Annotated in this window: 15 protein-coding genes; 7 read left to right on the top strand and 8 right to left on the bottom strand. The window is 71.2% G+C overall.

Annotated features, from left to right (window positions below):
* Positions 1-72 precede the first annotated feature (72 nt).
* Complete coding sequence (locus ACIBCK_RS14770) at positions 73-861, top strand: SDR family oxidoreductase (protein WP_399390154.1); 789 nt, start codon at positions 73-75, stop codon at positions 859-861.
* Between the two features lie 305 nt (positions 862-1,166).
* Entirely contained in the window at positions 1,167-2,744 is a 1,578-nt protein-coding gene (locus ACIBCK_RS14775) for a sodium:solute symporter family protein (protein WP_399390156.1), read from the top strand.
* A gap of 85 nt (positions 2,745-2,829) precedes the next feature.
* Here ACIBCK_RS14775 and ACIBCK_RS14780 read toward each other — a convergent pair whose 3' ends face one another.
* Positions 2,830-3,948 carry an ADP-ribosylglycohydrolase family protein gene (locus tag ACIBCK_RS14780; protein ID WP_399390158.1) on the bottom strand — a complete coding sequence of 373 codons (1,119 nt, stop codon included), beginning with the start codon at positions 3,946-3,948 and terminating at the stop codon, positions 2,830-2,832.
* A 166-nt stretch (positions 3,949-4,114) separates the two neighbouring features.
* The gene (locus ACIBCK_RS14785; protein WP_399390159.1) at positions 4,115-7,420 is read right to left on the bottom strand and encodes a tetratricopeptide repeat protein; all 3,306 of its coding nucleotides are present in this window, start codon (positions 7,418-7,420) and stop codon (positions 4,115-4,117) included.
* A 241-nt stretch (positions 7,421-7,661) separates the two neighbouring features.
* Here ACIBCK_RS14785 and ACIBCK_RS14790 point away from each other — a divergent pair, with 241 nt between their 5' ends.
* Entirely contained in the window at positions 7,662-9,065 is a 1,404-nt protein-coding gene (locus tag ACIBCK_RS14790) for an FG-GAP-like repeat-containing protein (protein ID WP_399390161.1), read from the top strand.
* A gap of 18 nt (positions 9,066-9,083) precedes the next feature.
* On the opposite strand, the gene ACIBCK_RS14795 is transcribed toward ACIBCK_RS14790, so the two are convergent.
* The 3 genes from ACIBCK_RS14795 to ACIBCK_RS14805 are packed head-to-tail and all read right to left on the bottom strand — an operon-like array spanning position 9,084 to position 13,233.
* Positions 9,084-11,717: a bifunctional FO biosynthesis protein CofGH gene (locus tag ACIBCK_RS14795; protein WP_399390163.1), complete on the bottom strand. Its 2,634-nt coding sequence runs from the start codon at positions 11,715-11,717 to the stop codon at positions 9,084-9,086.
* A gap of 53 nt (positions 11,718-11,770) precedes the next feature.
* The gene (locus tag ACIBCK_RS14800; RefSeq protein ID WP_399390165.1) at positions 11,771-12,658 is read right to left on the bottom strand and encodes an LLM class F420-dependent oxidoreductase; all 888 of its coding nucleotides are present in this window, start codon (positions 12,656-12,658) and stop codon (positions 11,771-11,773) included.
* Positions 12,659-12,690: 32 nt separating this feature from the next.
* A complete protein-coding gene (locus tag ACIBCK_RS14805; RefSeq protein WP_399390167.1) occupies positions 12,691-13,233 on the bottom strand; it encodes a hypothetical protein in 543 nt (180 codons plus the stop codon).
* Between the two features lie 131 nt (positions 13,234-13,364).
* On the opposite strand from ACIBCK_RS14805, the gene ACIBCK_RS14810 reads away from it, so the two are divergent.
* From ACIBCK_RS14810 to ACIBCK_RS14825, 4 genes are all read left to right on the top strand, one after another.
* Entirely contained in the window at positions 13,365-13,781 is a 417-nt protein-coding gene (locus tag ACIBCK_RS14810) for an ankyrin repeat domain-containing protein (protein WP_399390168.1), read from the top strand.
* A 32-nt stretch (positions 13,782-13,813) separates the two neighbouring features.
* The gene (locus tag ACIBCK_RS14815; RefSeq protein WP_399390169.1) at positions 13,814-14,149 is read left to right on the top strand and encodes a hypothetical protein; all 336 of its coding nucleotides are present in this window, start codon (positions 13,814-13,816) and stop codon (positions 14,147-14,149) included.
* Positions 14,150-14,278: 129 nt separating this feature from the next.
* Positions 14,279-15,820, top strand: coding sequence for a CehA/McbA family metallohydrolase (locus ACIBCK_RS14820; RefSeq protein ID WP_399390171.1), 1,542 nt, complete (start codon positions 14,279-14,281; stop codon positions 15,818-15,820).
* 92 nt (positions 15,821-15,912) lie between these two features.
* A complete protein-coding gene (locus ACIBCK_RS14825) occupies positions 15,913-16,752 on the top strand; it encodes a hypothetical protein (protein ID WP_399390173.1) in 840 nt (279 codons plus the stop codon).
* A gap of 3 nt (positions 16,753-16,755) precedes the next feature.
* Here ACIBCK_RS14825 and ACIBCK_RS14830 read toward each other — a convergent pair whose 3' ends face one another.
* The 3 genes from ACIBCK_RS14830 to ACIBCK_RS14840 all read right to left on the bottom strand — a co-directional run bounded on the left by ACIBCK_RS14830 (position 16,756) and on the right by ACIBCK_RS14840 (position 21,792).
* Positions 16,756-18,315, bottom strand: a complete 1,560-nt coding sequence (locus tag ACIBCK_RS14830; protein WP_399390175.1) for an APC family permease — start codon at positions 18,313-18,315, stop codon at positions 16,756-16,758.
* Between the two features lie 268 nt (positions 18,316-18,583).
* A complete protein-coding gene (locus ACIBCK_RS14835; RefSeq protein ID WP_399390177.1) occupies positions 18,584-20,056 on the bottom strand; it encodes an aldehyde dehydrogenase family protein in 1,473 nt (490 codons plus the stop codon).
* Complete coding sequence (locus ACIBCK_RS14840) at positions 20,053-21,792, bottom strand: amidohydrolase family protein (protein WP_399390179.1); 1,740 nt, start codon at positions 21,790-21,792, stop codon at positions 20,053-20,055. The genes ACIBCK_RS14835 and ACIBCK_RS14840 overlap by 4 nt, the downstream gene beginning before the upstream one ends.
* Positions 21,793-21,931: the final 139 nt, after the last annotated feature.

The following is a 21,931-nucleotide window of genomic DNA, read 5'->3' on the forward strand; positions in this document are numbered from 1 at the left end:
TCTTCCCTCCTCCGGTGGACGCCCATACTCTGACGCCCCGTCAGCAAAACTGCCAGAGCCGGGAGGCGCCGCATGCGCTCGCTCCTCGAAGGAAAGACCGTCGTCGTATCGGGGGTGGGCGCCGGACTCGGCCACCAGGTCGCGGCCGCCGTCGTACGGGACGGGGGCAACGCCGTGCTCGGGGCGCGCACGGAGGCGAACCTCGCGAAGTCGGCCGGCGAGATCGACCCCGAGGGCACCCGCACGGCGTACCGCCCGACCGACATCACCGACGAGGCCCAGTGCGACGCCCTCGCGGGCCTGGCGCGCGAGCGCTTCGGGCAGATCGACGCGGTGGTCCATGTGGCCGCCTGGGACAGCTACTTCGGCGGGGTGCAGGACGCGGACTTCGCCACCTGGCAGCAGGTCATCGACGTCAATCTGCTCGGCACGCTGCGGATGACGCGGGCGTGCCTGCCCGCGCTCAAGGAGCGGGGCGGCTCGGTGGTGTTCATCGGCACGCAGTCGGCCGTGGCGGCTCCGTCGCAGGTGCGCCAGGCGGCGTACGCGGCGTCGAAGGGGGCGCTGACGTCGGCGATGTACTCCCTGGCGCACGAGGTGGGTCCTGACCGGATCCGGGTGAACACCGTGCTGCCCGGCTGGATGTGGGGCCCGCCGGTCGAGGCGTACGTCCAGTTCACCGCGCACACCGAGGGCGTGCCGGAGGAGGAGGTACGGGGTCGCCTCGCGGCACGGATGGCACTGCCGGACCTGGCGACGGACGGGGATGTGGCGGACGCGGCGGTGTTCCTGGCGTCGGACATGGCGCGGGCGATCACGGGACAGTCGCTCCTGGTGAACGCGGGAGAGCTGATGCGGTAGGCGCGGCTCGACTCGACTCGACTCGGGTCAACGGTCGACGGCTGTACGGGACTTCGGTCCCGTACAGCCGTTTTTTGCGTGTCCGGAGCCCCGAACACCCCGGCCGCTCTGGTCATGTATCTGAACGGAGGTCAGTAAACAGAACGATTTTACTTGCTCTTGACCTCACGGGCGGTTGTCGGCAGCGCACGCCCGAACCCACGATGAGCGGGCACTTCAAGGCCGCCCACGTCCGTATGTCACGAAACTGGCGAAGTGCACGGCATTTCTGCGCAGTTCACAAGGCGGACCCCTGGAGGGGGCACATGAACAGTCTCGACTGGGCCGTGCTCATCGGCTACTTCGGCATCATGGTCGCGATCGGCGTCTGGTCCCACAAGCGCGTGGACAACGTCAGCGACTTCTTCACCGCGGGCGGCAAGATGCCCTGGTGGCTGTCCGGCATCTCGCACCACATGTCCGGCTACAGCGCGGTGATGTTCACCGGGTACGCGGGCATCGCGTACACCTACGGCGTCACGTCCTTCATCACCTGGTCCTTCCCGATCGCGCTCGGCATCGCCATCGGCTCGAAGCTCTTCGCGCCCCGCATCAACCGGCTGCGCTCACGGCTGCACGTGGCATCGCCGCTCGAATACCTCAAGAACCGCTACAACCTGAAGACGCAGCAGGCCCTCGCCTGGTCCGGGATGCTCCTGAAGATCGTGGACGTGGCGGCCAAGTGGGCGGCCATCGCCACCCTGCTCTCCGTCTTCACCGGTATCTCGATCAACCAGGGCATCCTGATCACCGGCGTGATCACGGCCATCTACTGCACGATCGGCGGCCTGTGGGCCGACGCGCTCACCGAGCTCGGCCAGTTCATCATCCAACTCCTGGCCGGCATCGCGATGTTCGTAGCCGTGGTCTCGAAGCTCGGGCCGCACGGCGGATTCTTCGGGGTCTGGGACGAGCCCGAACTCAAGGGTCACGCGGAGCCGTTGGTCGGGCCGTACGGAACGATCTTCCTGCTCGCGTTCCTCTTCATCAAGCTCTTCGAGTACAACGGCGGCATGCTCAACCAGGCCCAGCGCTACATGGCCACGTCGAGCCCCCGCGAGGCCGCGCGCTCGGCACGGCTCTCGGCGATCCTGTGGCTGGTGTGGCCGGTCGTCCTCTTCTTCCCGATGTGGATGTCCCCGCTCCTGGTGGACGCGAAGAAGCCCGACGGCTCCGACTCGTACGCGCTGATGACCGAACAGCTGCTTCCGCACGGCCTGTTGGGGCTCGTCATCGTCGGCTTCTTCTCGCACACGATGGCCATGTGCTCCTCGGACGCCAACGCGATCGCGGCGGTGTTCACGCGGGACGTGGCTCCGGTGATCTCCCGGCAGGCCAGGCGCTGGAACGAACGCTCGGGTCTGCTCGCCGCACGCCTGACGACCGTCGTCTTCCTCGGCCTGTCCATGGCGGTGGCCACGCAGGTCAACTCCCCCGCGTTCAAGGACATCATCACGGTCGTCATCAAGTGGGTGGCGGGCCTGATGGGCCCGATCGCGATCCCGATGATGCTGGGTCTGCTGCGTACGTTCCGCAAGTCCGGACCGACCGCGGCGCTGACCAGCTGGTCGATGGGTCTGCTCGCCTTCTGGCTGGTCAACTACCCGATCAACTGGAGCGTCGAGGGCGGGGTGCCGCTGGAGTACCAGGTCTCGATCCCGCTTGCGGTCTCGCTGATCCTCTACATCCTGGTCGGGTATCTGAGGCCCGAGGACACTCCGGAGCGGGACGCGATCATCGAGAAGATCAATACGGATGGGGATGGCTCCGCCGGTTCAGCAGTTGTTCCGCCCCCGGCCGAGGCGGCGGACGAAGTGGTGGCCCCGCGCGGTCCGTTGCCGTAGATCACCGGCTTCGCCGAGTTCGTCCTCAAGCGCCGGACGGGCTGCTTTCACGCAGCCTGTCCGGCGTTCGCGTCGAGCTCGGCCCTCAAGCCCGCGGATACCGCGCAAGCCACCCCGGCGACGAGACCGCCGGCCCGTGCAGCGCGGGCCCCTGCGTCATCTCCATCGCGAAGTCGTCCGCCAGCTCAAGGATCGTGGCCCGGCCCTCCAGCTCCGTGAGCCAGCCCGGAGGCAGCGCGGTCTCGCCGTGCAGCGCGCCGAGCAGCGCCCCGCACAGGGTGCCCGCGGCGGCCGACGCGCCCCCGTGATTGACGGCGAGCCGCAGCCCGTGCCGGATGTCCTCGCCCACTAGGGCGCAGTAGACGGCGGCCGCGAGCGCGCCCTCCGCTCCCCCGTCGCCCATCAGTTCCTCCACCCGGGCGGGAGTGGGCATCCCCTGCCGCACGGCTCCCAGGGCGTGCTTCAGCGCGTCGGTCACGGGCTGGTGACCGGGCCGGGCGGCCAGCAGGGCGAGCGCCCGCTGGATGGCTCCGTCCAGGGACTCACCGCGGGCCAGACCGTGCACGAGGACGGTGTGCGCGCCCGCCGCCAGGTACGCGGTGGGGTGCCCGTGCGTCTGTACGGCGCACTCCACGGCGAGCTGGAGCACCAGCTGCGGCTCCCAGCCGACCAGGAGCCCGAAGGGGGCGGACCGGGTGACGGCCTCGGCTCCCTGTTCCTCCGGGTTCTTGGGGGCTTCGAGCGTCCCCATGTGCTCGTCCCCGAGCCCGACCAGACAGGCGCGGGCGGGCGAGCGGCGCGAGTAGAGCCACTCCTCGCGGGCCAGCCACCCGTCCTCCTTGCGCCGCTCGTCGGGGCCCCAGTCGCTCTGGGTGGCCGCCCAGCGGCGGTAGGCGCGGTGCAGATCGGTGGGCGGATGCCAGGCGCCGGTGTCGCGCCGCACCTGGGCGCGTATGAGTCCGTCGACCGTGAAGAGGGCCAGTTGCGTGGCCGCGGTGACCGCGCCGCGCCTGCCGTGCGCGGGGGCGGGTTCGGTGAGCCCCTCGGCGCCGTGGGCCTCCCGTATCCCGTCGAGGCTCAGTGAGTCGACGGGCGCGCCCAGCGCGTCCCCGACGGCGGCTCCGAGCAGCGTGCCGCGGACCCGGCTGCGGAAGTCCTGCTGCTCGGCGCGGCCCCAGACTCCGGTGGCTGCTGCGGTGCTCACGGCACCTCCTCTCGTGGCTCGCCCCCTGCACTTCCGTGCGTCTTCTGCGCAGCACTGTAATCGACCGGGAACAGTCGGTTCGGGGTCGATGCGATATCTAAGGAGACGCCCTTCAGATCACTTTTGACCGGCCTTCACCAGGGCTTTCATGGATCTCCGCAGACGCTCACCGCTGCCGGAAAGCGTCCCTGGCCGCGGTCACCCTGGCCAGGCGCGGCGCCAGGCGGGTGCGGTCGGCGCCCGGGGCGCGCACGATCTCCGTGAGCAGGTCGGCGAGTTCGGCCAGGTCGTCCCACTCCACTTCGGGCGGCGCCGCTGCCAGTACGCGCCCCAGGCTCGCGTCGAGCGCCGGCCAGTCGGCCAGGGCCGCGCTGGACACCACGTACAGGCAGTCGCGCGCGCCGGGCCTCGGGTCCTCGGCCTGCCAGAGACGGGTGGCCTCCTGCCACAGCGGGGCGGCGGCACGCACCCCGTCCGCGCCGCTCGCCGCCAGAGCCGTCGCGAGCGCCGCGTACGCCGCGTCCTGCGCGCGCAGCGCCAGCGCCGCCTCCCGAGCGCGGCTCCACTGGCCGGTCATGCGGTACGCCTTGGCCAACTCCTCGGCGTCGTCCGGGTTCCCGCCGGGGGCGTCGGCCTTCAGGACGTCGAGCGCCCGCTCGGGGCGGCCGGTCCACATGTAGACCTCGGCGGACTTGCGGCGCACCCAGTCCGGGTCGTAGCCGATCTCCGCGTAGCACGCGACGTCGGCCATGGCCTGCTCCCAGTGCCCGGTGGCGAGCCGGGTCAGCGCACGGGTGATGACCGCCCAGCCGTTGCCCGGCTCCGCCTCGATGGCACGGTCGAGGTCGGCCGACGCCTCCTCGTAGCGGCCGAGCCTGCGCAGCACGGAGCCTCGCATGACGCGCGCCAACTGGTTCCCGGGGTCCATTTCGAGGACCCGGTCGAGACCGGAGCGGGCCTCCTCGTACCGCTTCAGGTCGTTCAGCGCCGCCGCGCGCTGGTACAGGACCCATTCGCTGTCGGGCCACAGCACACTGGCCCGGTCGGCGTCGGCGAACGCGCGCTCGTGGTCGGAAAGGCCCTGGTGCACGTTGGACCTGCGGGCCAGCGCCCAGGCGTTGGACGGTTCGAGTTCAAGGGCCCGGTCGAGGTCGGCCAGCGCCTCCTCCCGCCGCCCGAGGTCGTCCAGTGCGGCTCCGCGGCTCGCGTACGCCGACGCGTAGGAATCGCTGAGGCCGATCGCCCGGTCGTACTCGGCCAGCGCCTCCTCGGGCCGCTCCGCGGTGCGCAGGGCGTCACCCCGTTCGCAGGCCACGAACGCCGACTGCGGGGACACGCGGGCCGCGCGGTCCAGGTCCGCCATCTGCAGCGCGTGCTCCCCGCGGAAACGTCGCAGCCGCGCACGGCGCGCCAGTGCCCACGCGTACTCCGGGTCGAGTTCCACCGCCCGGTCCAGGTCGGCGAGCGCCGCGTCGTCCTGTCCCAGGGCGGAGCGTGCGGCGCCTCGGGACGCCCAGGCGAACGCGTCCGACGGGTCGATCCCGATCGCACGGTCCAGGTCACCGACCGCCTCCTGCCAGTGGCCGAGGATGCGGTGGGCCTCACCCCGGTCGTTGAGAGCCTGCACATCGTCCGGCGTGATGGCCAGCGCCAGGTCGAACTCCCCGACCGCGGCGGTGAAATCACCTTGCAGGGCCCGGGTCACCCCCCGGCCGTAGTAGGCACGCGCCAGCTGCGGGTCGAGGCCAAGGGCACGGTCGTACTCGGCCAGCGCCTCCTCGTACGCCCCGCTGTTGCGAAGGTCGCGCCCCCGCAGCATCCGCGCGAACGCCTGCCCGCCGGCATCGAACCCGGCACGGTCGGCAAGGAGCCCCAGGGCGTCCACGCACGCGTCCGTGCTCAGCGCTGCCGTCAGGTCCCGCCCCCACCGCCCGGCCACCGCGGCGTCCGCGTCCTGCCCGGCGTCCACAAGGACCCGGGCCCAGCGCCGGGCCACCACCTCGCCCACGTCACACGCGTCGACGACATCGCGCAGTACGACGGGCAACGCCTCGCGCTCCCCCGCGCACAGCAGGTGATACGACTCCGCGAGCCGCAGCTCCCGCCACGGTTCGTCCTCCCACAACTCGGCGGCGTCGCGCCCGGCCCCCGCCTCCGCCCGCCAACCGGCGAACGTCGACGCCAGGCGGCTGTGCGCCTCCGCCCACCCACGCGGCGAACGGTTGCGCTGGGAGCGCAGCATCGGTGCCCGCACCACGTCGTGGTACTGCACACGGTCGCCCTTGTCGCTCACGAACGGCAGCCCGCGCAGCCACCCGAAGAGGCCCGGCACATCGGACTCCGCGCAGATCCCCTCGACGGCCGCACGGAACACGTCCGCGTCAAGGCGCCTGGGCAGCGCGCAGGCCAGCGCCACCGCCCTGCGCACGGTGTCCCGCTCCCACTTCAGGAAACGCTCGACGGCGGTCGCGCTGGGGTCGCCGACGTCGTCCGGGGCGGCGGGCCTGCCCTCGGCGAGGGTCGAGACGAGGACCGGCAGGCCTCCGGAGAGCCGCAGGACCTCCTCCACCACGGGCTCCGCCACCACGCCCTTTCCGGCGAGCAGCCCCCGTGTCTCCAGCTCCGTGAAGGGGCCGAGCGGCACGTCCATGACGAAGTCCCCGTAGCCACCCCACCGGGCGGTGTCGAAGGGCAGCTGCCCGGATGTCACCACGACCACGTTGGCGGGCAGCGCGCCGTGCCGGTCGGTGAGCATCACGTCGTGCAGCCAGCCGTCCAGGAACGGCGCCGTCCTCTCGTACGTGTCGAAGAAGAGGACGATCCACGGCGTCCCCTTTCCCGCCTCGGCGAGTTCGTTCAGGAGGACCGGCGTGAGAACCCGCTCCGGGGAGAGGACCAGCTGGACGTCGTCCTGGTTGCCGAGGCGTGCGCTCAGGCCCGCGCGCAACCTGTCTGCCCCCATGGCGAGTTGGCCGGGATCGACCGCGCCCGCGAAGGCGCCCACGCCCGGGATCAGACCGAGGCCCACCAGGCTCGCGCGGGCCGCGGTCATGCTGCCCGCCGATGGCGCGGGCACCGCCAAGGGCCCAGGCTCGGGGCCCAGGTCGGAGATGGCCGCGGCCGAGGCCGACTCGGCTTCGTGACGGCGCTCGCGGTGGGTCGCCAGGAGCCGGGTGAGTTCCTTGCAGCGGCGGCCCTGCAGGGCGAACTGCGAGCTGATCGCCGCCATCACCTCGGGCACACTGCCCACGGCTTCGTCGACGTACGCGGTCAAGGCGCCTCGCTCGCGGGCCAGTTGCTCCCACTCGCGCACCAGCGACGTCTTGCCGACGCCGCCGATCCCGTGGACGTGGAACAGGAAACGGTGCCGGTCGTCGGTCGGCGGCACGTCGAAGTTGGCGCGGAAGGCGTCGAGTTCACCTGTGCGCCCGACGAAGCCCGCCCGCCTCCGGCGACGGATCAACTCCTGCATGGACGGCTGCTGAGCCCCCGCCGACGCCACCACAGGCCCCACCTTCCCCGCGCACCCGAAAGACCTCGCACCCAGTGTTCCACCGCTTCCCGGAAGGGCGGGCCGGAACCCGATGGCGGGAAACGGCGGGCAACGTAACAGGAATGTCCGGGCGACGTAACAAGAAACCTGCGGGGTACAACCACCTCCCCCGTACGCCGGTCTCCTCTGGTGTCACAGCAGTTTCCCCACAGGAGGACAAGTGCGTCGCTCACTCATAGCCGCCGTCGCGGTCACCGCGCTCGCGACCCCGTTCGCGGTCGTGGCCACGGCCGGTTCCGCCGCCGCCGCGCCCACCGCGGCGGGCAAGCCCGTGACCGACTTCAACCACGACGGGTACGCCGACCTCGCCGTCTCCGCGCCCCGCGGCGCCGTGAACGGCACGGCCGGCGCCGGCTACGTATCGATCGTGTACGGCTCGGCGTCCGGCGCCGACACCGCGCACGCCAAGCAGGTCGACCGCACCACCGCGGGCGTGCCCGGCGACCCCGAGGAGAACGGCGGCTTCGGTGCGAACACCGAGGCCGGCGACCTCGACGGCGACGGGTACACCGACCTCACCGTGAACAACGGCAAGGGCGACGCGGTGCTCTGGGGCTCCGCGAACGGCCTGACCCAGGGCGGCGAACTGCCGGGCGAGTACGTGAACGACCTGAAGGCCGGCGACTTCAACGGCGACGGCAAGGCCGACCTCGTCGCCAACTCTTCGTCCACCCTGGAGGTGCGCTACGGCCCCTTCACCCGCGACGGGAAGCCCGCGTTCACCACGTCCGTCGCCAACGAGGACGACGGCCCCCAGGACCTCATGGTCGGCGACGTGACCGGTGACGGCGCCGACGACCTCGTCACCAGCCACGGCTTCGAGGAGATGCAGCACTCCTCGCGCCTGTGGAAGGGCAGCAAGGACGGCCTCGCCAAGACGTCGACGCAGACCAAGAAGTTCACGACGAACGGCGTCATCGCCGACGTGGACAAGGACGGGTACGGCGACCTCGTGGCGCACGAGGTGGACGAGGTCTCCGAGACCCAGGTGTACGACGCGGGTGCGATCCGGGTCGTCTACGGCTCCAAGTCCGGCTTCTCCACCCGCACCGCGAAGATCGACCAGGACACGGCGGGCGTACCCGGCGTCGGCGAGGCGGCGGAGATCAACGGGCCCGAAAGGGGCGACCAGTTCGGCTACTCCCTGTCCGCGGGTGACGTCACCGGCGACGGCTACGCAGACATCGTTGTCGGCGTGCCCGGCGAGAACCTCGGCAACGTCGCGGACACCGGTGCGGTCGTCCTGCTCAAGGGCGGCGCGAACGGCCTGACCGGCACCGGCGCCCAGGCCTTCAACCAGGACACGGCGAACGTACCCGGCGTCTCGGAGAAGGGCGACAACTTCGGCGAGGAAGTCCGGCTCACCGACGTGAACAAGGACGGCCTCGCCGACCTGACCGTGGGCGTGCCCCAGGAAGACGGCACGACCAAGGACTCCGGCGCCGCCTGGCTGTTCCGCGGCGCGAAGACCGGCCTGACGACGACCGGCATCACGTCGTTCAGCCCGTCCTCGCTCGGCACCCCGGAGGCAGGGGCCTTCTTCGGCGCCGATCTCACCGGCTGACCCCTCCCCCGGTAGGGATTACTCCAGTACCGGCAGCAGCTCCGGGAGGTGGCCGTCCGACGCGGCGGCCGCCTCCTGGCGCTCCACCGGCACCTCGCCGTACAGCGTCGTCCGCGGCTTCGCCGGGCGTCCCGCCTCCTCCGCGATCGCGACGAGGTCCTTCACCGAGCGGTACGAGCCGTAACTGGAGCCCGCCATCCGGGAGATGGTCTCCTCCATCAGCGTGCCGCCCAGGTCGTTCGCCCCCGAGCGCAGCATCTCCGCCGCGCCCTCCGTGCCGAGCTTCACCCAGCTGGTCTGGATGTTGGGGATGTGCGGGTGCAGCAGCAGCCGTGCCATCGCCACCACCGCGCGGTTGTCGCGGGTGGTCGGGCCGGGGCGCGCGATGCCCGCCAGATAGACCGGCGCGTTCGTGTGGATGAAGGGCAGCGTCACGAACTCCGTGAAGCCCTCAACTCCCTTGGCCAGCGCCTTCTCCTGCATCCCGGCCAGCGTGCGGAAGTGCCCGAGCCAGTGGCGCGGCTGGTCCACATGCCCGTACATCATCGTGGACGAGGAACGGATGCCCAGCTCGTGGGCCGTGCTCACGACCTCGATCCATGTCGCCGTCGGCAGCTTGCCCTTCGTCAGGACCCAGCGCACCTCGTCGTCGAGGATCTCCGCGGCGGTACCGGGGATCGAGTCCAGGCCCGCTTCCTTCGCGGCGCTCAGCCAGTCCCGTATCGAAAGTCCGGTCCTGGTCGCGCCGTTCACGACCTCCATCGGTGAGAAGGCGTGCACGTGCATGCCCGGCACGCGCTCCTTCACGGCCCGCGCGATGTCGAAGTACGCGCTGCCGGGCAGGTCCGGGTGGATGCCGCCCTGCATGCACACCTCGGTGGCGCCGACCTCCCACGCCTGCTGGGCCCGGTCCGCGACCTGGTCGAGGGAGAGCGTGTACGCGTCCGCGTCCGTGCGGCGCTGGGCGAACGCGCAGAAGCGGCAGCCGGTGTAACAGACGTTCGTGAAGTTGATGTTGCGCGTGACGATGTACGTGACGTCGTCGCCGACCACCGACGTGCGCAGATCGTCCGCGACGGAGCACAGCGCGTCGAGCGCGGGCCCGTCCGCGTGCAGCAGCGCGAGGGCCTGCTCGTCCGTAAGGCGCGTCGGGTCGTCGGCGGCCGTCTTCAAGGCGGCCCGTACGTCGCCGTCGATGCGCGAGGGGACCATGCCGGGCGCGGCCTGCTCGCGCAGGGCCTCCCAGTCGCCGTAGACCTCGTCGAAGTCGTCGCGCCGGTCGGACGTGCGGCCCGTCGTGTCGATGGTGCGGTGCAGGTCGGTCCGGCCGGAGGCGGCGACGTAGCCCTCGTCGGGCTCCTGCCACGGGTGGCCCTCCACGACCGCGTCGGGGCGCGCGAGGCCCGTCTCCGGGTCGGCGAGCGCCCGCACGTGCGGCAGGAGCCGCGGGTCGAGCCATGGCTCACCGCGCTGCACGAACTCCGGGTAGACACACAGCCGTTCCTCCAGGCGGAAGCCCGCTGCGGCCGACTGCTCGGCCAGCTCGTCGAGCTGCGGCCAGGGCTTCTCGGGGTTCACATGGTCGATCGTGACCGGTGAGACGCCGCCCCAGTCGTCGATGCCCGCGCCGATGAGGCGGTCGTACTCGCCGTCGACGAGATTGGGCGGCGCCTGGAGGCAGCCCGACGGGCCCATGATGTGCCGGGCCACGGCGACCGTCGCGACCAGGTCGTCGAGCTCGGCGTCCGGCATGCCGCGCATCGCCGTGTCCGGCTTGGCGCGGAAGTTCTGGATGATCAGTTCCTGGATGCCGTGGTACGAGCGCGACACGCGGCGCAGCGCGAACAGCGAGTCCGCGCGCTCCTCGTACGTCTCCCCGATCCCGATGAGCAGGCCGCTCGTGAAGGGCACGGACGAACGCCCCGCGTCCTCCAACACCCGTAGCCGGACGGCCGGTTCCTTGTCGGGCGAGCCGTAGTGCGGCTGCCCCGGCTCGGACCACAGCCGCTCGGCCGTGGTCTCCAGCATCATCCCCATGCTGGGCGCGACCGGCTTGAGGCGCTGGAAGTCCGTCCAGGTCATGACGCCGGGGTTGAGGTGCGGCAGCAGACCCGTCTCCTCCAGGATGCGGATCGAGATGGCGCGTACGTACGCGATCGTGTCGTCGTATCCCGCCGCCTCCAGCCACTCCCGCGCTTCCGGCCAGCGGTCCTCGGGCTTGTCGCCGAGGGTGATCAGGGCTTCCTTGCAGCCCATCTCGGCCCCGCGTCGCGCGATGTCGAGGACCTCGTCCGGGGACATGAACATCCCGTGGCCCTCGCGCCGCAGCTTGCCGGGGACGGTCGCGAACGTGCAGTAGTGGCACTTGTCCCGGCACAGCCGGGTCAGCGGGATGAAGACGCTCTTCGAGTACGTGATGACGCCGGGCCGCCCCGCCGCCGCGAGGCCCGCGTCGCGCACGCGCGCGGCGGAGGCGGCGAGGTCCTTCAGGTCGTCGCCGCGTGCCTGGAGCAGCACGGCGGCCTCGGCGGTGTCGAGCGCGACGCCGTCCCTTGCGCGTTTGAGCGCGCGGCGCATGGCGTTCGCGGTGGGCCGTGCCGGCGCCGGCGCCGGCCCCTGGGGTGCTTTGTCCTGCGGCGCGCTGTTGGTCATGCGTCCGAGCATACGAGCGACCGCGCGGAGAAACAGCTACAGGTCAGTGCCGGTCACCGGAGGCGGGTGCGGGGTGCACGTATCGCCTGCACGTGTGGCTGGAATTCATCCAGCGCGCGCAGCACCTCGGCCTCTCCGGCCGCCGGGAGCTGCACGATGACCTCGTCCACGCCGAGTTCCGCGTAGTGGGCGAGTTTTCCCTCGGTCGGCTGCACGGCGGAGAGCGCCACGTACAGCTCCGCGGGGTCCCGGCCCGCATCCGCCCAGGCGGTGCGCAGGGCGGGGAGGGTCTCGCGCAGCCCGCCGCCGCCGATGGGCAGCCAGCCGTCGGCGTACTCCGCGATCTGCGCGAAGAGCTTGGGGCCTGCGGCTCCGCCGATGAGGGTGCGTGGGCCGTGCAAGGGCCCTCCAGGCCGCGGGCGCGGCGCACGCACCGGCTTCGGATGAACCTCACTGGCCCGCACGCTCGCGAACTCCCCTTCGTACGAGGTGGGCTCCTCGGCCCACAGGGCCCGCATGACAGCCATCCGGTCCCGCACGAGCGCGCGCCGGGTGCGCCACTCGACGCCGTGGTCGGCGGCCTCCTCCTTGTTCCAGCCGTAGCCGATGCCGAGGGTGAAACGGCCGCCGGAGAGGTGGTCGAGGGTCGCGATCTGCTTGGCCAGGTCGATCGGGTCGTGCTGCCCGACGAGCGTGATGTTCGTGCCGAGCCCGAGCCGCTCCGTGACGGCGGCGACCTGCGCGAGAGCGACGAAGGGGTTGAGCATGCGGGCACACTCGGGCGGAAGTTCACCGCCGGGGTACGGGGTCTCGCGGGACACGGGAATATGGGAGTGCTCGGGCAGATAGACCCCCGCGAACCCCCGCAGCTCCAGCTCCTGCGCCAGGCGGACCGGGGTGATGGTCCGGTCGGTGAGGTAAAGGGTGGCGGCAACTCGCATGTGGCGGCCTCCGGTTCCGAGAACGACGGGCCTCACTTACTAGCCGCCACCGGCACAGGAGTCCATGCCGTGCCCGCTCCTCGCGTCCGCCGCCTGTAGTACGCGACCGTCACCGCGATCAGCAGTGGCGCCCACAGGAGCAGTGGTGCGTAGCAGGCTACGAGGATCGTCTGGCGGGTGGTGCTGTCCGTTACTCCGGGGCCCAGGTCCGCATAGGCGGCGTAGACGAACCAGCCCGTGATCAGGATGAGGCCGGCGGCTCCGAGCAGCGCCGGGACCACCGCGGCCAGCGGTCGTACGCGGCGGCCGCCGATCAGCGGTATCCAACCCGGTACGACCTCGCCCCACCCCCGCACCAGGCCGAGCGTAAGCAGGGCGAGGCATTCGGAGACGACGCTGAGGCCCAGGACGTAGAGCATCTCGCCCCAGCCTTCGACGGGCACGTCCGCCACCGGAAGCCCGGCGACGAGCGCGATCCGCCACAGCCCGGAGGGCAGGGTGGCCAGGGGCACGGCGTGGGCGGCGAGCGCGGCCCACCGGGGGACATCGGGCAGTGCGGTCAGCTTCAGTGGCATGACAGCCATGCTGGCCGCGGGCAGCGGGCCGCCACATCGCCGTACGGGCGGATCGGGGCCCCTGCGCCTCCGCCGCCCGGCGGAGGGAAAAATCCGACCGCCTCACGCGCCCGCCGCATTACCCTGCCCCCATGAGCAGAAGGCGCCGCAAGAAGATGTCGGCCAAGCTGGTCCTGGCGGCCCGGTCGGGCCGCACCACCGAAGTGAAGGCGCTGCTGCGCGCGGGCGCGGACCCGAAGGCCGCCGACGCCGACGGCACGACACCGCTGTACGGCGCTTCCGTCCACGGCACGGCGCCCGTCGTCCGGGTGCTTCTGGCGGCAGGCGCGGACCCCGACTCCGAGAGCGGCCACGGCGACGAGGGCACGCCCCTGTGCGGGGCCGCGTGCTGGGGCCACACCGACACGGTCCGCGCCCTCCTCGCGCACGGTGCGGATCCGAACCGCCGCGAGGACCACGGCACGGGCAACACCCCGCTGTACTGGGCGACCCACGGCTCACACCAGGAGACGGCCGCGGCGCTTCGAGCGGCGGGCGCGAGCGCCTAGGCGCGGGGCCACGCTTCCCCTAGGGTTTTGTCATGCGACTTCGCTTCGCGACCGTACTGCTGCTGCTCGGTGCGCTCCTTGGCGGGACCGTCTCCGCCGCCGCGCACGCGGCCCCGCCACGGGCCGCAGCGGCCTCCACGTCAGCAGCGGTTTCCACGTCAGCTGCGGCTTCCGCGCCGGCGGCGGCGCCGGCCGCTCCCGGCGCGGACGAGTCGAAGCCCAAGCCCCGGAAAAAGAAGAAGGGGAAGGGGAAGGGCGGGTCGCTCGGGCTGGTCGAGGGCGTGATCATCGCCGTCCTCGTACTCGTCCCCCTCCTCGTCATCCTGCTCGTCCTGCGCCGCACCCGCAGGGCCCGCCGCGGCGACTGAGAGCGGCGGACCGGCGTCCGCGCCCGACACCCCGCAGAAGTCTGTCAATTGCCTTCCCTTGCCGCAGAGTTCACGGCTGAATACCAGGGTTGCCCTGCAGTCCCTTCCGACACCCTGGGGAGCCGACACATGTGCGAGGACGAACACCACGGGACCAGATCCGCCAACACACCCCTGAACCGACGCGGTCTGCTCGTGACGGGAGCAGCCGCCGCGCTTACGTTGAACACCGTGAGCTTCGCGAGCGCCGCAGGGCGTGCACCCGGAAGCGGTGACGAGACCAAGGTGGCGCGCGGCACGCTGCCCACCGGATCGCCCGACTTCGTGTACCTGCCGGTCGAAGTCCCCGACGGCGTACGGGAGATCCACGTCTCGTACACCTACGAGAAGGTCACCGTCCCGGCGGGCACCCAGGGCAACGCCCTGGACATCGGCATCTTCGACCAGCGCGGCACCGCCCTCGGCGGCAAGGGCTTCCGCGGCTGGTCGGGCGGCGCGCGCACGGAGTTCTTCATCCGCGCCGCCGAGGCCACGCCCGGCTACGTCCCCGGCCCGGTCAAGGCAGGCACCTGGAACATCGCGCTCGGCCCCTACACCGTCGCACCGCAGGGCCTGCCCTACGAGGTCACGATCACCCTCAAGTACGGGGCGCCCGGCAGGACGCCGAGGCCCGCCTACCCGCCGGAGCGGGCGAAGGGCCGGGGCCGGGCCTGGTACCGCGGCGACTGCCATCTGCACTCCTGGCACTCGGACGGCAGGCGCACCCCGGCGGAGATCGCGGCCCTCGCGCGCGCCGCCGGCCTCGACTTCATCAACTCCTCCGAGCACAACACGCACTCCGCGCACGCCCATTGGGCCGAAGCCGCGGGCGACGACCTCCTCGTGATGCTGGGCGAGGAGGTCACCACGCGCAACGGCCACGTGGTCGCCCTCGGCACCGATCCCGGCACGTTCATCGACTGGCGCTACCGCGCACGCGACAACCGCTTCGGCAAGTACGCCCGCGAGATCCGCGACGCGGGCGGCCTCGTCGTCCCCGCCCACCCGCACACCACCTGCATCGGCTGCAACTGGAAGTTCGGCTTCGGGGAAGCGGACGTGATCGAGGCGTGGAACGGCCCCTACACCCCGGACGACGAGATCGCCCTCGCCGACTGGGACAGCACCCTGGTCGCCTCGGTCCGGGGCCGGGGGCGCTGGATCCCGGCCATGGGCAACAGCGACGCGCACCGCGACCCCGACCCCATCGGCACTCCGCAGACGGTGGTCCTCGCGGACGACCTGACCCGCGAGGCGATCCAGGCGGGCATCCGGGCGGGCCACAGCTACGTCGCGGAGACCAAGGACGTCACGCTCAAGTTCACCGCCACCGGCGGCAGGGGCAAGCAAGCGGGCATCGGCGAACGCCTGCACGTCGAGCAGGATGCCCCGGTGACGGTCCGCCTGGACGTCACCGGAGCCCCCGGCTGCACGATCCGCTTCGTCACGGACCAGGGCGTGCTCTTCACCGGCCCCGCGCTGCCCGCCTCCGGGACCGGCACGGCGGAGTGGCGCACCACGCCGTCGTACGCCGCCTACGTACGGGCCGAGGTCCGCCACGCCCCGGTGACGACGGGGCTCCCGGGCCCGCTGCGGGCGTTCACGAACCCGGTGTTCCTGGGCCGGCACTAGTCACTCCGGGGGCGGCGGGGCGGGGCCAGGGCGACCTCCATAGGGTCGAAGATCCGAAGCCGCCGCCCCCGCTGCCCCAGGAGAGCCGCCCCATGCCGTCCGCCAAGCCCCGCGTCCTGCTCGTCACCGACCTCACCTACGAGGCGCGGGGCCGCCGGTACTGCGACGAGGACATCGCGCTCGCCTCCCGCCTCCGCGAGGACTTCGACACGGCGCTGTGCCACCCGCTGGACGCGGCGGCGCTGATGGACTCCTTCGACGCGGTGCTGATCCGCAACAGCGGCCCGGTCCTGAACTACCAGGCGGCCTTCGACGCCTTCCGCGCCCAGGCGCTCGCCTCGGGCACCCGCGTGTACAACCAGCTGACCGGCAGCGCGGACATGGCGGGCAAGCAGTACCTCGTCGACCTGACGGCGCAGGGCCACCCGGTGATCCCGACGGTCGACCGCCCGGCGGACATCGAAAGGCTCCCGGACACGTCCGAGTACGTCATCAAGCCCAAGCAGGGCGCGGACTCGATAGGCCTGGAGTTCCTGACCCGGGCCGAGCTGGAGACCCACGCAGCCACCAAGCCCGACGGCACGCTCCTCGTCCAGCCCCGCATCGACTTCACGTACGAGGTGTCGTTCTACTTCGTCGACGACACGTTCCAGTACGCACTCCACGCACCGCACCCGGACAGGCGCTGGGCCCTGGAGCCCTACACCCCGACCCCCGCCGACCTGGCCTTCGCCCAGCGGTTCATCGACTGGAACACCATCGACCACGGCATCCAGCGCGTGGACGCCTGCCGCACGCGCTCAGGAGACCTGCTCCTGGTCGAACTGGAGGACCTCAACCCGTACCTGTCCCTGGACCTCATCCCCCAGGAACACCGCGACGCCTTCTTCACCGACCTGAAGGCGTCGCTGCACAAGCTCCTCGGGCGCTGAGCGTCAGTCCGCGACCACCAGCGCCGGAGTGTCCCGCTTCAGGACCTCGCCCCGGAAGAACGCGGGGCTCTTGCGGCCCATCACCAGCATGATCACCACGCCGACCAGCAGCAGGCCCACGCCGATCACGAAGACCGAGCCGACACCGAAGACGGAGGAGCCGCTGCCGTAGGCGGGGTTCCACATGTCCACGAGCGTCTTGACGAAGACCGCGGTCAGCAGGAGGCCGCCGAACACCGGGAAGAAGCCCTTGAAGGCGAAGTCGCGCGGGGACGAGAACAGTGTGCGGCGGAAGTACCACGCGCAGGCGAAGGCCGTCAGCGCGTAGTAGAAGCAGATCATGAGGCCGAGCGCGTAGATCGTGTCGACCAGGACGTGCTCGGAGACCAGCGTCATGACCGTGTAGAAGACGCCGGTCGCGACGCCCGCGACGACCGTCGCGCGGCCGGGGGTCTTGAACCGGGGGTGCACGCGCGCGTAGGAGGCGGGAAGCGCCTCGTACGTCGACATGGCGAGGACCGTGCGGGCCACCGGGATGAACGTGGTCTGCAGGCTCGCGGCGGCCGACGCGAGGACCGCGACGAAGAGCAGGATGCCGAGGCCGTTGCCCATGATGGGCCCGGCGAGCGCGGCGAAGACGTTGTCGGAGGTGTCCGGGTTGGCGAGGCCCAGGCCCTTGTCGCCGGAACCGACGGCCATCTGGGCCGCGATGCCGGTGGCGAGGTAGGAGCCGATCAGGACGACCATCGAGATGAGCGCCGCGCGGCCCGGGGTCTTCTCGCTGCCGGTGGTCTCCTCATTGGCGGTCAGGCACGCGTCCCATCCCCAGAACATGAAGATCGACAGGGAGAGACCGGCCGTGAAGGCGCCGAAGGACTGGACGGAGAACGGGTTCAGCCAGGACCAGGAGAAGTCCATGGACCCGGCGATGTCACCGCTGCGGGCCTTGCCGAGAGCCATCACGACGAAGAGCGCGAGCACCACGAGCTGCAGGCCCACCAGCGCGTACTGCACCCCCTTCGTGGCCGTCATCCCGCGATAGCTGATCGCGGTCGCCGCAGCGATCAGGGCCAGGCACGTGAGGATGTGGACGGCCTTGTTGTCGTCGAGGGCGGCCACCGAGTCACTGCTCGTGATCTCGCCCGCCAGGAGCCAGAAGTACGAGGTCGCCACGCCTGCGAGGTTCGACAGGACGATGATCGTGGCGATGACAAGGCCCCAGCCGCACATCCAGCCGATCCGCGGGCCGAAGGCCTTGACCGTCCAGGTGAAGGACGTGCCGCAGTCCGGCATGGCCTTGTTGAGCTCGCGGTAGGCGAAGGCCACCAAGAGCATCGGCAGGAAGCCCGCGAGGAAGACCGCGGGCATGGCGAGGCCGACCTCGCCGGCGGTGGAGCCGAGGGTCGACGTCAGGCAGTAGACGGGGGCGACGGTCGAGATGCCGATGACGGCGCTGCCCATGAGGCCGACGGAGTTACCGCCGAGCCCTTTGGCGCGTACGCCCCCGTCGGGGGCGCCGTTTACCGTGTCTCCGGCCTGGGGCCGTACGTCCAACTGGGTCATGAACAGGACGTTAAGGGCTGCGGTTTCCACATACGGAGGGTCTAGATCCGCATCTCGCGTCTTGTAATCGATGGGCGAATCGGGACACCTGCCATTGATTGCTTGATCGCTCAACCGGAACGGTTGCTCTTTGCCAGGCAAAAGCCAGACCGTCCGGTATGCGAGAACCGCAGCACTGTCCGTTTTGCCCGTTTCAAAATTTTCCCGAGCGTCTTCCCGCGTTCCACATAACGGACATCAACCGGGTCACATCACCCCGGGCGCCGCATCACCCCGGCCACACGATCGACTGCAGCTCGCTGTACGCGTGCAGCGCGTACGACCCCACGTCCCGGCCCACCCCGCTCCGCTTGAACCCGCCGAACGGCGCCTCCATGTTCCGGCCGATGGTGTTCACGCCGACCCCGCCCGCGCGCAGCCGCCGCGCGACCCGGAAGGCGCGGGCCACGTCGCCCGACCAGACGTAGTCGAGGAGGCCGTAGTCGCTGTCGTTGGCGAGCGCGATGCCCTCCTCCTCGTCCTCGAAGGGGACCACCACCACGACCGGGCCGAAGATCTCCTCCCGGACCACCCGCATGTCGTTCGTGCAGTCCGCGAGCAGCGTCGGGGCGACGTAGAAGCCCTTCTCGAACGAGGCAGGGCGCTCGCCGCCCGCGACGACCCGCGCACCCTCCTTCCGCCCCAGTTCCACGTACGACTCGATGCGGTCCCGGTGCGCGGCCGAGATCACCGGGCCGACGATCGTCCCCTTCTCCCGCGGGTCCCCGACCTTCATGAAGCCGATGTAGTCCGTCAGCTTCTCGATCAGGGCGTCGTAGACGGCACGGTGCGCGATCACCCGCGTCGGAGCCGTGCAGATCTGGCCGCTGTAGAAGGAGAACGTGGTCCCGATGCCCGCCACCGCCGAGTCCAGGTCCGCGTCATCGAAGACGAGCGCCGCGCCCTTGCCGCCGAGCTCCATCAGCTGGCGTTTCATGTCACGGCCGCACACCTCGGCGATGCGCTGCCCCACCGACGTGGAGCCGGTGAAGCTCACCATGTCGACGTCCGGAGAGTCCACGGCCGCCTCGCCCGCTTCGGGGCGCGCGCCGCTCACCACGTTCACCACACCAGGCGGCGCCCCGGCCTCCTCCAGCGCCGCGGCCATCCGGTACACCGACAGCGGATCCTGCGGGGCGGGCTTGACGAGGACCGTGTTGCCCATGGCCAGGGCGGGCGCGACCTTGCCCGCGGGATTGGCCCACGGGTTGTTGTACGAGGTGATGCAGGTGACGACCCCCACCGGCTGGCGGACGGTGAGCGCCCCCACGACGCCCGCCCTCCCCATCGGCCCCGCCTCGTTGATCTGCGGCGGCAGGCCTGCCTCCACCGGTTCCAGGGCGCCCTTCGCGTACCGCTTGAAGCGCGCCACCGACACCGCGACCTGCATGCCCCGCGCCGTACCCGTCGTCGCGCCGCTCTCGGCCTGGGCGAGTTCCGCGTACGGGACGAAGTCGCGCTGCATGATCGACGCGGCGCGGTCAAGGACCGTGGCCCGTTCCTCGGGGGTCGTGCGCGACCAGGTGGCGAAGGCCTCGCGGGCGGCGCCGGCCGCCGCGTGCACCTGCTCGCGGCTCGCCTCGGGGGCGAGGCCGACCACGTCCTCCGTCGCGGGGTTGATCACCTCGTAGTGCCCGCCGGCCGGCTCGACCCACTCCCCGCCGATGAACAGCCGTTGCTCGCCCGCGAGTTGGCCGCTCACTTGGTGCTCACCGTCCTGGTGTCCCGCCCCGAACGAAGCACCGTGCCGGGAGTCGCGCCCGTCACGCGGTCCTCGCGGATGGCCTCGACCCCGTTGACCCACACGGCGTTGACGCCGATGGCCTTGGAGTCGAGGCGCGGGCTGTCGCCGGGCAGGTCGTGCACCAGCGTGGCCTTGCCCGCGTCGATGCGCTCGGGGTCGAAGAGGACGAGGTCGGCGTGGAAGCCCTCCTCGATACGGCCCCGCTCCCGCAGCCCGAACAGCTGCGCGGGATCGTCGGTGAGCATCTTCACCGCCTGCTCCAGGCCGACCAGCTTGCGGCCCCGCAGGCAGTCCCCGATGAACCGGGTCGTGTACGGGGCGCCGCACATCCGGTCCAGGTGCGCGCCCGCGTCGGAGCCGCCCAGCATGACGTCCTCGTGCTGCCAGGTCTCCTGGCGCAGGGCCCATGAGCCGGGGTCGTTGTCGGAGGGCATCGGCCACAGGACCGTACGCAGGTCGTCGTTGGCGCAGATCTCGACGAGGCACTGGAAGGCCTCTTGCCCGCGCTCGGCGGCGATGTCGCCGACGACACGGCCGGTGAGGCCTTCGTTCTCCCTGGAGTACGTGTCCCCGATGACGTACCGGTCGAAGTGCGTGAGCCGTCGGAAGACCCCGGCCTCCTTGCTCTCGGCGCGCCGCAGCATCTCGCCGCGGACCTCCGGGTCGCGCAGTTTCGCGATCCGCTCAGGGACGGGCAGACCGAGCACGTCTCCCCACCCCGGGATCAGGTTCAGGGCGCAGAAGGTGCCGAGCGACATGTTCATGGGGGTGAGGATCGGCATCGTCAGTGCCACGATCCGGCCGCCGGACTTACGGGCGCGCTCGCTGGCGACCAGCTGGCGCGGGACGCGCTCGGGCACGGCGGCGTCGATGGTGAGGACGTTCCAGTTCAGGGGCCGCCCGGCGGCGGCGCTCATCTCGACGAACAGGTCGATCTCGTCGTCGCTGAACTGATCCAGACAGCCCGCGACGATGGCTTCGAGCTGGGTGCCCTCGTGCTCGGCGACGGCCCGGCTGAGCGCGAGCAGCTCGTCGGGCTTCGCGTGGCGGGATGCCACCGGCTGCCCGTCGCCGTCCGAGTGCGTGGACGACTGCGTGGTGGAAAGACCCCAGGCGCCGGCGTCCATGGCGTCGTGGAAGAGCCGCAGCATCTCCTCCATCTGCTCGGGCGACGGCTGGCCGCCCACGGCGTCCGCGCCCATGACGTACCGCCGCAGTGCGCAATGCCCCACCATGAAGCCCGCGTTGACGGCGACGCGCCCGTCAAGGGCGTCCAGATACTCGCCGAACGAACTCCACGACCAGGGCGCACCCTCTTCGAGGGCCACCAGCGACATGCCCTCGACCTTGGACATCATCCGCCGCGTGTAGTCGGCGTCCTCGGGGCGCGCGGGGTTCAACGGCGCCAGCGTGAAACCGCAGTTGCCGCCCGCGACGGTGGTGACGCCGTGGTTCAGGGACGGGGTGGCGTAGGGGTCCCAGAAGAGCTGGGCGTCGTAGTGCGTGTGCGGGTCGACGAAGCCGGGGGCGAGGATGCGCCCTTGGGCGTCCTCGCTGGACCGGGCCTCTTCGGCCGTGGTCCCCGGCTCGGCTATGACGGCGATGCGCCCGTCCCGAATGCCGACGTCGGCCGTGTACGCGGGGGCGCCGGTCCCGTCGACGACGGTGGCGCCTTTGATGAGGTGGTCGAGCATGACGGTGGACAGCCCCCTTGATCGGCGGTTTTCGGTGCGGATTCGACCCGTCCAGAACGGGTGGGTGGGCGGGAGAAGCCCGTCCGGCGCTTGAGGACACGCCCGAAGGGCGCAGAGGGTGCCCCGGCCTCCGTCCGGG

Origin of the sequence: Streptomyces sp. NPDC051218, from assembly GCF_044455475.1 — a bacterium.
Lineage (GTDB): Bacteria > Actinomycetota > Actinomycetes > Streptomycetales > Streptomycetaceae > Streptomyces.

Coding starts and splice junctions, on each gene's coding strand:
- ACIBCK_RS14770 (WP_399390154.1), top strand. CDS start 73: ATGCGCTCGCTCCTCGAAGGAAAGACCGTCGTCGTATCGGGGGTGGGC.
- ACIBCK_RS14775 (WP_399390156.1), top strand. CDS start 1,167: ATGAACAGTCTCGACTGGGCCGTGCTCATCGGCTACTTCGGCATCATG.
- ACIBCK_RS14785 (WP_399390159.1), bottom strand. CDS start 7,420: ATGCAGGAGTTGATCCGTCGCCGGAGGCGGGCGGGCTTCGTCGGGCGC.
- ACIBCK_RS14795 (WP_399390163.1), bottom strand. CDS start 11,717: ATGACCAACAGCGCGCCGCAGGACAAAGCACCCCAGGGGCCGGCGCCG.
- ACIBCK_RS14800 (WP_399390165.1), bottom strand. CDS start 12,658: ATGCGAGTTGCCGCCACCCTTTACCTCACCGACCGGACCATCACCCCG.
- ACIBCK_RS14805 (WP_399390167.1), bottom strand. CDS start 13,233: ATGCCACTGAAGCTGACCGCACTGCCCGATGTCCCCCGGTGGGCCGCG.
- ACIBCK_RS14810 (WP_399390168.1), top strand. CDS start 13,365: ATGAGCAGAAGGCGCCGCAAGAAGATGTCGGCCAAGCTGGTCCTGGCG.
- ACIBCK_RS14815 (WP_399390169.1), top strand. CDS start 13,814: ATGCGACTTCGCTTCGCGACCGTACTGCTGCTGCTCGGTGCGCTCCTT.
- ACIBCK_RS14820 (WP_399390171.1), top strand. CDS start 14,279: ATGTGCGAGGACGAACACCACGGGACCAGATCCGCCAACACACCCCTG.
- ACIBCK_RS14825 (WP_399390173.1), top strand. CDS start 15,913: ATGCCGTCCGCCAAGCCCCGCGTCCTGCTCGTCACCGACCTCACCTAC.
- ACIBCK_RS14830 (WP_399390175.1), bottom strand. CDS start 18,315: ATGACCCAGTTGGACGTACGGCCCCAGGCCGGAGACACGGTAAACGGC.
- ACIBCK_RS14840 (WP_399390179.1), bottom strand. CDS start 21,792: ATGCTCGACCACCTCATCAAAGGCGCCACCGTCGTCGACGGGACCGGC.